This window comes from Chryseobacterium sp. MIQD13 (genome assembly GCF_050496705.1).
Classification (GTDB): Bacteria; Bacteroidota; Bacteroidia; order Flavobacteriales; family Weeksellaceae; genus Chryseobacterium.
Window position 1 is genome coordinate 254,506 of sequence record NZ_JBNWAF010000001.1, and the last position, 13,509, is coordinate 268,014.

Here is a 13,509-nt window from a genome sequence, read left to right on the forward strand (position 1 = left end):
ATTTTAATTTCCCAACTCCAATTGGTTTCTTACCAGATTAAAGTACTCATTCTTTGTATCCACAAGTTTATAATGATTACCTATTTCTGCAATCTTTCCGTTTTTCAGGACAATGATCTGGTCAGCACTTTTTACAGTTGATAAACGATGGGCAATAACAACAACCGTTCTTCCTTCAAAAAAGGACTGAAGATTGTTATAAATCTGTTTTTCATTTTCTGCGTCCAGTGCTGAAGTGGCTTCGTCAAGGAATAAGAATTCGGGGTCTTTATAAACTGCCCGGGCAATTAAGATACGCTGTTTCTGGCCACCACTTAGCTGAATACCGATATTTCCGACTTTTGTATTATATCCCATAGGAAGGGATTCGATAAATGAGTCAATACATGCGATTCTTGCAGCTTCAGTTAATTTTTGATGATCTATTGCTTCTTCAGTAAAAGCAATGTTTTCAGCAAGCGTACCACTGAATATATGTCCGTCCTGAAGTACTATACCGCATCTTTCACGCCATTGATCTGCATAGACGTCATTAATATTCATGCTGTTCAATAATATTTTTCCTGAAGTAACAGGGTAGTAGGCCAGTAATATTTTTAATAGGGTTGTTTTGCCGCTTCCGCTGGAGCCTACTATGGCAGTGACTTTATTGGGAAGGATTTTAAAGTTGATGTCATTTAAAACAAAAGGATTAAAGTTTCCCGGATATTTAAAGGAAATATTATTAATGGAAAGTGTGTTAACAGGTGTAGTAAGATTTACTGTCCTTGTCAGGTTTTCCTCCTGCTCATTATAAATTTCACCAATTCTTTTAGAGGCAATTTCAGCGTCCTGGGTATCTTTTACCAAACTTACCAGCCTGTTGATAGGAGAAGAAAGCTGCCCGATAACATAGGAAATACTCATCAGAACCCCTAAACTCATTTTCCCGTCCATAATCAGAATGGCACAAATACCGATAGCTGTGATCTCTTTAAGTTTTGATAAAAAGTTCACACCTACCAGCTGGTACATATTCAGAAATAGGGAATTAAGTTCAATTGAATTTAGTTTTTTCTGGATTGCCAGTATTTTATTGATGGAAAAAATCTGGGCGTTGTTTACCTTTATTTCAGGCATATTCATGATAAATTCATAAATATGGTTATTGTTTTCTGATTGTTTCAGAAATAAGGCATATTCAAGAACTGCCCGTTTTTTCAGGAATAAAAAGATCCATGCAACACTTATGACAGAAAGTACGAGATAAACAATAAATACCCATTTACTGAAATAAAACAGGATGCTTCCAAATAATAAAATATTCAGGATGCTTATCAGAAAATCGACTCCTTTCCAGGTAACATAATTCTGAATTTTCTGCTGATCGTTAATCCTTTGAAGAGTCTCTGTATTAAGTCTGGTATCAAAATAACGGATCGGCAGATTCATCAATTTTTTCAGGAGGTTGCTTTTCAGTGAAATGCTTAAATTAAAATTGATTTTTGTAAGCAATAAATTACTGAAGAAATCACTGATAAAGCTGGAAATAAAAAGGACGAGCTGTGACGCAAGCAGAAGCAATATAAGATTGGAGTTTTTCTGCAATATCCCTTCATCAATTATATTTTTGAAGACAAAAGGAATGCTGCTGTTGATAATCAATCCGATAACTATTAAAAGAATAGACAGTACATAACTTCCCTTACGGGTTTTAATATAATCTACCGCTTCTTTAAAAAAACCGGATTTTAAAAAGCTTTCAGGCTTTTCAGCAGGTAGTTTTGATGCTTCCCAATCTGTATCTTTTTCAGAATAAATGAGTATACCTTTATCGCCTGTTCCCCGCCATTCATTGGAAAAGCCTTCCTCATCCAGCTGAATCCTTCCATAGGCGGGATCAGCTAAGAAATAGGTACTTTGATTATTTTTCTCCACAATATTTTCCAGTACCACGAAGTGATCCTGTTTCCAGAATAATATGACAGGTAGGGGTATTTCTTTTAAATTGGAAATCGTTATCTGTACGGGAGTGGACTTTAATCCGGCTTTCTCAGATGCTTCAACAAGATCATCCACAGAAACACCAACCCGTGTAAATTCAAATAAAGACTTTACAAAAGGGAGAGAATATTTTTTTTTACCATGATAACTGAGAATCATGGCAAGACAAGCGGCAGCACAATCTGTACTTTGCAGCTGATGGTAAAATGCAAATTTATTTTTAGGCCAACGCATTCACTATTTCTTCTATTTTACTGAGTACTACTTTGTCTTTTTCACTGTCATCACCATTATATATGCAATATTCATCACCAAGTTCTATATGCTCTACGGCATGCTGGCTGCATCCGCCGTTACATAGTGGCAATAATCTGCATTTCAGGCATGGCTGATTTTTAAACTTGGCTTCCATCCTGCGTTCAAGATGATTGTTTTCCCAGACAAGATCTCCGTCCTGAGTAATATATCCGACTCTGTTTTTAGGCAGAAAATCTCTGGCTGTGCATTTGTATAAATCCCCATTGTAATTGATCGTTGCACTGTTTCTTTTATCTGCATAGCAAGGGTCCTGAACATTGTTGATAGAATACATCACTTTTGTATTGAATCCTTTGGTTTTCATTTTTTCGGCATTTTCGTCGGCAACAACGTTGGTTCCGTCTGCTTCGTCATCCTGCCATACTCTGTGGTAATCAAAAAGCAGTTTTTTCTTCTTTTCTTCTTCACTTAAATAAGAAAATTCATCAACAATTTTAAAGCAGTTGTGGATATTCTCATGGGTATAGTTAATTCTTGCCCGGATGAAGAAATTATCATGCTTCAACAGATTTTTTATATTGCTTACAATTTCGTTATAACTGCCTCTTGTTTTGTTCACAAAACGCACCTTATCATGCTCTTCTCCATATCCGTCGAATGTTATCTGAAGTCCTGCTTCCAGATTTCTGTCAACAAAATAATTGATGAATTCTTCATTTAGTAAATAGCCATTGGTGGTAAATGCAATATTAAATTTTGTATCATATTTTTCACATTCCTGAACCAAATGGTCGATCATTGGAGTTACATTTCTGTTAAAATATAACAGAGGTTCACCACCAAAAAAAGATAATGTAAAAGTTTTTATAGATTTCTGAGAGACGGTTTTTGTTATAAATTTTTTTACAGAATCCAATACCGTTTCTTCTAATCTGGATTTTTTGATGTGAGTCTCATAACAATACCAGCATTTGAAATTACAATTCATAGTAGGATTGACAATCAGATAGAACATATTGGGGTTATTGTCAATTTTTTTCGATATATCTTTAACCTTTTGAACCTCATTAATTTCTTCATTAACAAGAAAATATTCTTCTTTCAAGTAATCATAGAAATCGGGGTGAATTTCGGAAAGCTCATCAATACCATCCCTTTTTCCAGCTTCCAAAAGCTCCTTTAGTTCCGGGTCTAAAAAAATAACCTTCTTTTCAAAAGAATTGAATAAAGCATATTGGTTATTGAAAGGCACAATTGAGTTGAACTGGCTGTATTTCATAGTTAGTTTGGGTTTTTAGTTAAAAAACTAAAGGGCATTTCTGCCCCTTAGTTACAGAAAAGCATTGCTTATGACTGTATAGTTGTAGTCGTAGTTGGTTGTGTCGGCTGAGTTGGCTGAGTCGTTGTACCACATCCTGCTACGCAGTTTCCACTGTTTGTTGTAGGGCAGTTTCCAAAGTTTGAACCTGCTGCGCTAGAAAAACCTGCACTAGTTCCTCCTAATGCTTTTGAAAAACCTCCTTTTACAGTGTCATTTTCTTGAGTAAATTTTGAGATGTCGAATTTGTTTTCGTTTGATTTCATGATAATAAAGATTTGTAATTAGTATGCGGTAAATATTTAAAGTCATTAACCGTTTTTGGACCTTGCTTGCAAGCATATTTATAATTCATTTAATGTACTGGCCATTACATCAATGAACAACAAATCAGTTTGTTCTGTTTCTTTCTTCCTGATTGCGGTAATTTCTCTGATTTACATTGATCTGCCCTCCAAAAGAGTAGTTTAATGTTAACCTGATAAATTGGGAATCATAATATCCGTTCGTATATGTTCTGTTACCACTTCGTTCGGACACTGAATTAAATTGATATTCTTTAAGTATATTATTCACCGACAACACAAACCCCAGTTTATTCCAAAGTTTGGTTTTAAAATAAAAATCCAGAAGTGTATTGGTTTTATTCTCAACCATATCAATAGATTTATTAGGAAACCTGTGCAGCAGATTAAATCCGGTGCTCGTTGTCTTGCTGAGTAAAAAATTCCCGGAGAGCGCTATCATACTAAAAAAGCCTTCAATTTCCTTAGGAGTTAAAGGGTATATGTCAGATGTTGCTTTCTGATACCCGATGTAAGCCGTTATATAACTCTCCAGCCATTTTTTTTTCTTGTAGACATACGTTTGCCTTAATCCATACGTCTGTCCCTGTGCATAGTTGAGCTGGGTTATTCGCTGGGTAATATTGTCGTTATTTAATAACACAATCCCGCCAAACATATCATCTGTTTTTTCCCAGTATAAAACACTTTGCAGGAAATCTTTATATATATAGTTTAATTCAATATTATGGGTGTAAGAAGGCATTAATGAAGGATTACCTTCCCAATAGCTAAAAGGGCTGCTGTAGATACGGAAAGGATTCAGATTCGAAAATGAAGGTCTGGAAATTCTTTTACCGTAATCCAGTGAAATAGTGTTGTTTTCAGTAGGCTTAAACTGAATATATGCAGTTGGAAAGAATTTCAGATAATGGGTATTGTTTTTATTATCCAGAAAAACGTTCTCGGATTCCAGCTGGGTATTTTCAACTCTCAAACCTAATTTGGCAGACCACTTTTTTTCTTTTCCGATTTCTTTTTCACCTGAAAGGAAAACTGCCTGGGTATTTTCTCTGTATTTAAAGAGATCCTGCTGTGTAAAACCCACCTGCTGTATATCCGAGTAAAGATCATTATTGGTCCGCGAGAAAGAAAATCTTGCTCCGTAATTTAATTTGACAGCTTTTAACGGATGTTCCATATCAAGGTTAACGGAATAATTATTTATAGTCTGAAGAGCATTATTCTGATTCCGGCTCTCAGAAGCTGATGAATTATTAAAGAATACATCAAAATTTCTATCACTTCTATCCTTAAAAGTGAAAAAATCAAAATCCATATTCAGTTGTTTTCCTATACTGTCAATTTTATAAATAGTGTGGAAATTGGCAGTATGAAGCTCTCTTTTTCTTGAGGTTCTTCCAACAGTATGATATTGGTTAGCATTAGCCGGATTTCTTTCCAGAGACCAATCATCATCTTCTGTGGTCGGTTTACTTAAACTTCCATTATACATGGCACCAATCTGAAAATGCTTGGATATATCATAATCAACTGCTAGGCGGCCGGATAAATTATTTATTTTATTTCTATATTCCTTATCAGAATGCCAGTATGTTTCGGGATATTTTATTTCCAGCTCTTCTGCACCGAAATACTTACCATATCCATAATTAAGATTAGATGATAAAGAGAGTTTCTTCTTCTTATAATTGAAATTGGCGGAGGAGGAATGCTGGGCATATTTCCCTTGCTGATAGCTTGTTACAATAGAAGATGACCAGTTATCTGCCCGCGATTTCTTTAAAACAATATTCACCAGTCCGCTGTTTCCTTCAGCACTGTACTTGGATGGGGGATTGGTGATTACTTCAATACTTTTAATGTCACTGCTTGGGATGCTTTTTAAATAACTGATGAGTGCATCGCCCGAAATATTCATGATTCTCCCGTCAATCATAACGCCCATTCCGCTTTTTCCAAGCATGCTTATGCTTTCGTTGCTTACCTGAAGCCCGGGTGTCACGGTAATAGCATCCAGCCCGTTTCCTCCGGCAGCAAAAGCTGATCTTTCAACATTGAATACCAAACGGTCCGTTTTTCTTTCAATAAGTTGTTTCTGTCCGTTGATGACAACACCTTCCAATGCAATCTCATTATTGATTGTAATAATACCTAAATCAAGATCCTCATTCAGCTCAATTGATTTTTCATAGTATTTTTTTCCGAGCTGAGTAATCAAAAGGGTATAAATACCTTTACTTAAAAATATTTTGAATTTTCCTGAGGTATCTGTTTGTGCATTTATAATATTCTGGGTCAGTTTATTTTTTACCTGCAGATTGGTATTCCGGAGGTCACCATTAAAACTGTTGACAACACTTCCGCTAAGCGCATATTGTTGGGCAGTAATCGTGCCGGATAGCATGCCAAAGGCAAGCGCCGTAAGCAGAAGTTTTGGGTTGGTCATTTCTAGTTTTTTCTCCGACTAAGGAAATAATATTTTTTAAATTTTCAAAAAAAAAATAATTTTTATTTAGGGTTAATAGTATAATTAACTAGTTATCAATAGATTAAAATTGTTGCTATTTATTTATTTTTTCTTTGATTTAAGTATTAATGTCACTTTGTTGTGATGTTTTTGTTGGAAATATGATAAAATACTGCAAGGATTGGTGTAAATTTTCCGGATAGATTCACCGAAGGATATTCTTTTTTTATATAATTGACAGAATTTTTAGATTTTCTTTTAATATTAAAATTGTTTTGTATTAAAAAGTAGCAGATAGTAGCGTATTTTTAATATATTAGTCGCTATTAAGTGATTTAATAAAAAACTAAACCTAATTATGAAAACTAATAACTATGAATGCCAGACTTCTTTTTCTCGTTGAGCAAAGAGTGAACAGGGCAATACAACTACTATCTGAATTTTTATCCGGGAATACCAACGATCTTCATTTATCTGAAAAGCAGTGTAATGATTATATTCAGTTGGTAATTAAAGCATACGCTGCTCTGTTCAGGACTCTTGATATTTTACAGGATGATTTTTCTTATTCTGGGCGGGAAATAAATTTTCGCTTTGATGGCGGGGACATTTACAGTGAACCATTAGAGAATAAAATTATTTCTTACCTTGACAAAACCATACGATCTGCGTCGGGTACTAGTAGTGATTCAGGATATAGTGTTGTTCCGCTGCATATCAGTTTCTGCAAAAACTTTTCAGACATGTCTGCTGTATTCGGGCTGTGTATAATGGATCATTCAGCTAAAACAGCTCAAGGTTTTCTTTATGAATTTACAGTCAATCTAAGGCAAATTAACTTCTGCACTTCCTCTTTATATTATCTTGATGATGTTCTTTTAAAGTTTAAAGCGGACCCTTCCATTAAGATGCGAAATCTGAGTAAAATGAATGACATCAGTTATCTTCAGTTTCAGAAAGATTGCCGGCAGTATTTTGGAACTACTTTTTATGATTTTACAATTAAGCTGAAGATAATAGATGTAGTTGAAGACCTGATGTTTTCACAGCTTATGATTAAAGAAATCGTATACAAACACCGATTTGCGGAATATAGTAACATGTATAAATTTTTTCACAAAATTTATAATTTTCCTTTTAAAAATATAACAAGGTTTTATTTTATGGAAAGAGTTTAAGATTAATGGTGTCTGCTGATATTTTTTCAAAAAACTAATAAAAGCAAAAAATGATGAAATTATTTTATTATGTTAAGACACTTTTTGGTGTCTAATTTGTATATTTGGTATCTAAAGCAAATTAAATATCTAATTATGAAAAATCTAAAAAAATTAACAAGAGAAAACTTAAAGCAGGTACAGGGTGGAACTACAATCCCACATTGTCCTCCTAGAATGATTTACAGATGTGAAGCAGTAGGAGTATGTGCTCCGGAGTTTGATCAGTATGATTGTGTATGTGGATGTATTTACCCATAATTTTTTAATTAGTTGGCCCTCTTTTCAGAGGGTTTTTCATTTCTTTATTATTTATTTTTCCTTTTTGTAGGATTTCAGTCAAAAAGGTAGCCGTATTATAGTACAGCTACCTTTTATTTTATGAAAAATCTATCCTAATTACTTCTGGATCGTGAAATAGATAGAAGATAAACCAGATGGGCAAACATGCTTCTCTTCACAGATTCCACTTTGATGTCACCTGTTGTCTGGTTAATGGTAGTTACCAGATCTGCATTACACTGTCCGGAAAATGATCCGCTCCCTAAATAATTGGCAGTATTGGCAGCCGGATAAGAGATTCTGGGATAATCCGGAGCGACCTGTTCAGCTGCTGTTATACCGCCTACATACCCTTTATTATCGATGAAACGGGCTGCCCAGGTTCCCAGAAATTGTCCATTACCTGTATTAATTGTTTGTCCTACCACAATTTGAGAATCTACTGCACGAGTAAAACCGGCACATGAGCTATAATGATTTACGTTCACAGTACAGGAAGACGCGTTATCTGTCGGCTGGAAACATTTTCCCTCGTAAACAGTCAATCTTTGTTCAGCAGGGGATGTAGAGGTATTGAGCAGTGCCTTTGGAGAGAAAACCTCTTCGGGCGAAATTAAAATTAAAACTCCCTGAGGATCTGCCGCAACTATTTTTCTTTCCGCGTTGGCCAATCCTCTTACTCTAGCCAGTCCGTTAATATCTAAAGTATGAGTAGGTGTAGAAGTATTTATCCCTACCTGAGATTTTAAACTGCCGGATAAAGCTACTGCAACACAAAGAAATATTCCTGTTTTCATGTTATTGATAAGTTTTAATGGTTTTAGATTTTTCACTAAAGTAAGAAATATTTATAAATTTGAAAATATATTTTATTTAAATTATTAATTATGTAATAAAAAATATTAAAATTATTATTTTGGAATAAAATAAATGCTTTATTTGTGCTTAATAAGAATCATGATATTTTGTATCTATTTTTAACAGGTTGAAAGGTGATTGTTTGTTTCTATTTGGTAAATAATTGTATTTTAGCCAAAATATATAGCTTATCCATAAAAATATAATTGGCTGATTAAAATTCAGATAATCTGAATGAAAAAATTAGTAGATTTGCACGGAACAAGCCGGAAAAATAACAAACATGGATTCAATGTTCTATTTAAGAAATAGAATCTGAATCAATAACAATAAAATTTGATTAGGTTATTAAACTATTAGAAACTATGAAGAAACTTTTTTTACTTCTTTTAACAGCTTTTTTATTTATCGGATGCAGCTCTGATGATGACACTATTTATGATTATATAGGAACATGGTCAGGAAAGTATACTGGAAGTGATGACGGAACATGGAACCTTGTGGTGGCCAGCGACGGAAAAGTAACCGGTACCATGCATTCTACAGTAAATGATGAAAACTATAATATTTCCGGAAATTTAACTGATACCGGAGATCTTTCAGCTGTAGTCGGGCTGCCTGATGATGGAGAATTCAAAGGGACCCTTTCAAAAGAGAAAAAAGGAAACGGAAACTGGTCAAACTCTGTTCCTACACCGGCAAGATTCGGAACCTGGACAGGAGACAAACAATAAACAAAAAGTCTGCAGATCATCTGCAGACTTTTTTATTTAAACAAATCCCATATGGGTAATATTTTCTCTATACTTGAATACTAAAAAATAAAGCAGAAGCTTTTCATCATTAAAATGCTTCTTAAAACGGATTTCTTTTTCTCCACTCGTTAGCCTATCTTCAAAATATTCAGCAGAATATACTTCCAGATCAGGTTGTATGGTAATCATCAAAATTTCATCTGCTGATAGGGTATCAGCTAAATTCAGTATCATTTCTCCGTTGTCATTGCAAACAGAAGTCTTTTCACTAAAATTTTTCTTCTCTCCAAATTTAAATTCTTTAAGCAATTTTACACCTTCTTCAGTAGCAAGCCCATTTTGTACAGTTCTTTTTCCCTTCTCTGAAGCAGTGTCAAGATCCTTGACAGCTGTCATCAGCTTTGCAAACCTTTGATAGAGCAGGGGTTCGCCGGTTTCCTTAATATAGCCTTCAATACAGCTTCGTATTATTTTACCGGCTTTTGAACAGTGCCCGAACTCAGAGCTGTTCTGTCTTACCTTCTCATAAGACGGACTTTTCTTAAACGCCGTTTTATTAAATCCACTTTTTTTCCGAACCACATTTTTCCCGTTCAGGCTGTAAAAAACCAGATCGCCTACGCTGCCTTTAATCTTTATTAAACTTTCATACGTTGCCATATCACAAAATAGGATTCAAATATACTAATAAATATAGGAAATCAAAATTTTAACATATATTTATTATATAGTTGTAGTATAGTTATATTATAATTAAAATATAAAATGTATATTTGCTGTATAATTAGTTACTTCATTTAAAATCAGATGACTATGATACCGGGATTATTTGAAAAAAACTTAAGAATAAAGCAGCTTTCTGTTTTGATGATTGCCTCTGCTATTGCAGTTTCCTGCGGATCTTCAAAGAATGTGTCTTCCAAAAAAAATACTAGGACCAAAACTGTTGCAAAAACTGAAAATCTCAGAAAACTGGATTCTAAATTTGATGGAAATATTTCCAGATCCGTTAATGATATCCTGAAAGATGCTGAAAAATATATCGGAACACCCTACAAATTCGGAGGAAATACATCTTCAGGTTTTGACTGTTCCGGATTTACCGTAAAAGTTTTTGAAGAAAATGATTTCTCACTTCCACGCAGATCTACAGATCAGGCTGAAGCCGGTAAAAAAATCGATATCAAAGAAGTGAAACCCGGCGATCTGCTTTTCTTTGCAACAGCCGGAGGAAGCAGGGTTTCCCATGTAGGGATCGTTCATGACATCGGGACGGATGGAGAAGTGAAATTCATTCATGCTTCCACTTCAAAAGGAGTAATTATTTCTTCATTAAACGAAAAATACTGGAACAAAGCCTATCTTCATGCACAAAGGATTTTGTAGTAAATAATTCTTCAGATTTTTTTTCAAGCGGAAATAATTAATTAACTTTAAAGTGAATTAAAAACTATTTCTTATGAAAAATCTTAAAAAACTAAACAGAAAAGAACAAATGGCTATTATAGGAGCCGGTTGTCCTCCGCCTTCTCCTAACTATTGTAATGAATTTTGCGGTGGACCTTCAGGAGGGATATGGATCCCAAGCAGATGTACATGCCTTTGTACACTTGAACCTTAAAGACAAAAAGCAGAAAAAAAAATTGAAAAAGAGCGTTTTCGCTCTTTTTTATTTTATAAATAGAAACATTACTAGAACCGGAGAATACCAGTTTCGAATTTTAATTAAATATAGTGCAGATGAGATGTCAAAGGAGGTTTTGATGAAGTTTTTGTATATTTGAAGCATATTTAATTTAAACAGAAAACATGTCGTTACAACAAACTATTGAAAACATTTGGGATAATAGAGATTTATTACAGAATGAAGACAGCCAGAAGGCCATTAGAGAAGTTATTTCCCTGTTGGATTCAGGAGAGCTTCGCGTAGCTGAGCCTACGGAAAACGGATGGCAGGTGAACGAGTGGGTAAAGAAAGCCGTAGTAATGTATTTCCCGATTCAGAAGATGGAAACTATCGAGGTAGGTCCGTTTGAATTTCATGACAAAATTCCTTTGAAGAAAAACTATGCAGAGAAAGGAGTAAGAGTTGTACCGCATGCCATCGCAAGAGAAGGATCTTTTGTAGCTTCAGGAGTGATTATGATGCCGTCTTACGTAAATATCGGGGCCTATGTAGATTCCGGAACCATGGTTGACACATGGGCTACGGTAGGAAGCTGCGCCCAGATAGGTAAAAATGTTCACCTGAGCGGTGGTGTAGGTATCGGTGGTGTATTGGAACCATTACAGGCAGCTCCTGTAATCATTGAGGACGATTGTTTCATCGGTTCAAGATGTATTGTGGTAGAAGGCGTTCACGTAGAAAAAGAAGCTGTATTGGGTGCTAATGTTGTATTGACAGCTTCTACAAAGATTATTGACGTTACCGGTTCTGAGCCTATTGAAATCAAAGGAAGAGTTCCTGCACGTTCAGTAGTGATTCCGGGAAGCTATACAAAACAGTATCCTGCCGGAGAATACCAGGTTCCTTGTGCATTGATCATTGGTCAGAGAAAAGAATCTACAGATAAAAAAACATCCCTTAATGATGCTTTGAGAGAAAATAATGTAGCGGTGTAAGCTGTATTATCTCTAAATTTTGAAGATCACATTTAAAATTTACATAATAAACCCTGAATAATCATTTGGGGTTTATTTTATTTATAAATTTAAGCCTTAAAAGCTTATTAAAAAATTGAATATGAAAATTGCCTTCGATGCAAAACGTTTTTTTCACAATACGTCCGGATTGGGCAATTATTCAAGAGATCTTGTAAGAATCCTTTCTCAGTATTACCCTGAAAATGAATACCTGCTGCTGAACAAAAAAAGTTCAGAAAGAGGTAAAGAAATTCAGGAAAAACCAAATGTCCGGTTTGTGCAAACCTCAAAAGGGAGCCTTTCCCGGCAGCTTAAAATGGGGAAAGATGCCCAGAAAGCAGGCGTAGATATATTTCATGGCCTTTCCGGTGAGCTGCCAATGAAATGGGGGAAAGAACCTGTCAAAAAAATTGTAACCATCCATGATCTGATTTTCATGAGATATCCGCAGTATTATTCCTTTTTTGACAGAAAAATTCACTTGTGGAAATTCAAAAAAGCAGCTGCATCTGCGGATAAAATCATTGCCATTTCAGAACAGACCAAAAGAGATATTATCACTTATCTGAAAGTTCCCGAAAGTAAAATTGAAGTCATTTACCAGGGTTGCCATCAGGCTTTTAAAGAACAGCAATCTGATGAATTTATTCAGACAGTAAAAGACAAATTTAACCTTCCGGAACGCTATATTCTGAATGTAGGAACCATTGAAGACCGGAAAAACCTTTTGAACATCGTTAAAGGCATTGCCGGAGCTGAAATTCCTCTTGTTGTAGTGGGAAGAAAGACCGATTACTACAAAAAAGTAGAAGCTTTTATCAGAAAAAACAAGATGGAAAAACAAGTCTTTTTCCTTGAAGGAGTTTCCATGGAAGAGTTGGCAGTAATTTACAAATTGGCAGATATTTTTGTTTATCCAAGTTTTTTTGAAGGTTTTGGAATCCCTGTAATAGAGGCACTTTTCTCAAAAACTGTAACGATTACAAGCAATACCAGCTGTTTGCCGGAAGCAGGAGGGAAAGACTCTGTTTATATTGATCCGGCCAACTATCTCGATATAGGAGCTAAGATCAGATTTCTCTGGGAAAATGAATCCGAGAGAAAACGCCGTGCTGAAAAGAGCTTCGAGTTTGTTCAGAAATTTAATGACGAGCCTATTGCCACACAATTGATAGAGCTCTACAAAAAAAATCTGTAAAAAAACTTTGCAGTTTAAAAATAAATCCTACATTTGTACCACAATTCAAAACAATGAAACCGAATTTTTTAACACTTCATCATTACTATCATCATCTCTGTTAAGACGGAACTGATTGATATGAACATGTGTTAAAATCAAAAATAAGTAAAACCGTCTGAGTAAATAGACGGTTTTTTTGTTTCCCGAAATCTTCCAGGAAATCTTACAACAGATCAGTTT

13 protein-coding genes are annotated in these 13,509 nt (G+C 34.9%); 7 read left to right on the forward strand and 6 right to left on the reverse strand.

Features of this window, described 5'->3' with window-relative positions:
* Positions 1 to 3 precede the first annotated feature (3 nt).
* From ACQWU4_RS01190 to ACQWU4_RS01205, 4 genes are all read right to left on the reverse strand, one after another.
* The gene (locus tag ACQWU4_RS01190; RefSeq protein WP_429933939.1) at positions 4 to 2,217 is read right to left on the reverse strand and encodes a peptidase domain-containing ABC transporter; all 2,214 of its coding nucleotides are present in this window, start codon (positions 2,215 to 2,217) and stop codon (positions 4 to 6) included.
* Positions 2,204 to 3,520, reverse strand: a complete 1,317-nt coding sequence (locus ACQWU4_RS01195; RefSeq protein ID WP_429933940.1) for a radical SAM protein — start codon at positions 3,518 to 3,520, stop codon at positions 2,204 to 2,206. The genes ACQWU4_RS01190 and ACQWU4_RS01195 overlap by 14 nt, the downstream gene beginning before the upstream one ends.
* A 68-nt stretch (positions 3,521 to 3,588) precedes the next feature.
* Positions 3,589 to 3,825: a hypothetical protein gene (locus ACQWU4_RS01200; protein ID WP_429933941.1), complete on the reverse strand. Its 237-nt coding sequence runs from the start codon at positions 3,823 to 3,825 to the stop codon at positions 3,589 to 3,591.
* A gap of 124 nt (positions 3,826 to 3,949) precedes the next feature.
* A complete protein-coding gene (locus tag ACQWU4_RS01205; RefSeq protein WP_429933942.1) occupies positions 3,950 to 6,313 on the reverse strand; it encodes a TonB-dependent receptor domain-containing protein in 2,364 nt (787 codons plus the stop codon).
* A gap of 395 nt (positions 6,314 to 6,708) precedes the next feature.
* On the opposite strand from ACQWU4_RS01205, the gene ACQWU4_RS01210 reads away from it, so the two are divergent.
* Positions 6,709 to 7,512, forward strand: a complete 804-nt coding sequence (locus ACQWU4_RS01210) for a hypothetical protein (RefSeq protein WP_429933943.1) — start codon at positions 6,709 to 6,711, stop codon at positions 7,510 to 7,512.
* Positions 7,513 to 7,647: 135 nt separating this feature from the next.
* Positions 7,648 to 7,812: a bacteriocin-like protein gene (locus tag ACQWU4_RS01215; protein WP_429933944.1), complete on the forward strand. Its 165-nt coding sequence runs from the start codon at positions 7,648 to 7,650 to the stop codon at positions 7,810 to 7,812.
* A gap of 134 nt (positions 7,813 to 7,946) precedes the next feature.
* Here the strand turns inward: ACQWU4_RS01215 and ACQWU4_RS01220 are convergent, their stop codons facing one another.
* Positions 7,947 to 8,630 (reverse strand): hypothetical protein, encoded by a 684-nt coding sequence (locus ACQWU4_RS01220; RefSeq protein WP_429933945.1) that lies wholly within the window; start codon positions 8,628 to 8,630, stop codon positions 7,947 to 7,949.
* Between the two features lie 426 nt (positions 8,631 to 9,056).
* Here ACQWU4_RS01220 and ACQWU4_RS01225 point away from each other — a divergent pair, with 426 nt between their 5' ends.
* Positions 9,057 to 9,425: a hypothetical protein gene (locus ACQWU4_RS01225; RefSeq protein WP_429933946.1), complete on the forward strand. Its 369-nt coding sequence runs from the start codon at positions 9,057 to 9,059 to the stop codon at positions 9,423 to 9,425.
* Positions 9,426 to 9,461: 36 nt separating this feature from the next.
* Here ACQWU4_RS01225 and ACQWU4_RS01230 read toward each other — a convergent pair whose 3' ends face one another.
* On the reverse strand, positions 9,462 to 10,106 hold the full coding sequence (locus tag ACQWU4_RS01230) for a hypothetical protein (protein WP_429933947.1): 645 nt from the start codon (positions 10,104 to 10,106) through the stop codon (positions 9,462 to 9,464).
* A 153-nt stretch (positions 10,107 to 10,259) separates the two neighbouring features.
* On the opposite strand from ACQWU4_RS01230, the gene ACQWU4_RS01235 reads away from it, so the two are divergent.
* The 4 genes from ACQWU4_RS01235 to ACQWU4_RS01250 all read left to right on the forward strand — a co-directional run bounded on the left by ACQWU4_RS01235 (position 10,260) and on the right by ACQWU4_RS01250 (position 13,287).
* Positions 10,260 to 10,832 (forward strand): C40 family peptidase, encoded by a 573-nt coding sequence (locus ACQWU4_RS01235; protein WP_429933948.1) that lies wholly within the window; start codon positions 10,260 to 10,262, stop codon positions 10,830 to 10,832.
* A 73-nt stretch (positions 10,833 to 10,905) separates the two neighbouring features.
* A complete protein-coding gene (locus ACQWU4_RS01240) occupies positions 10,906 to 11,067 on the forward strand; it encodes a bacteriocin-like protein (protein ID WP_429933949.1) in 162 nt (53 codons plus the stop codon).
* A gap of 188 nt (positions 11,068 to 11,255) precedes the next feature.
* Positions 11,256 to 12,068, forward strand: a complete 813-nt coding sequence (locus tag ACQWU4_RS01245) for a 2,3,4,5-tetrahydropyridine-2,6-dicarboxylate N-succinyltransferase (protein WP_429933950.1) — start codon at positions 11,256 to 11,258, stop codon at positions 12,066 to 12,068.
* Positions 12,069 to 12,189: 121 nt separating this feature from the next.
* Positions 12,190 to 13,287 carry a glycosyltransferase family 4 protein gene (locus ACQWU4_RS01250; protein WP_429933951.1) on the forward strand — a complete coding sequence of 366 codons (1,098 nt, stop codon included), beginning with the start codon at positions 12,190 to 12,192 and terminating at the stop codon, positions 13,285 to 13,287.
* The last annotated feature ends 222 nt before the right edge of the window (positions 13,288 to 13,509 follow it).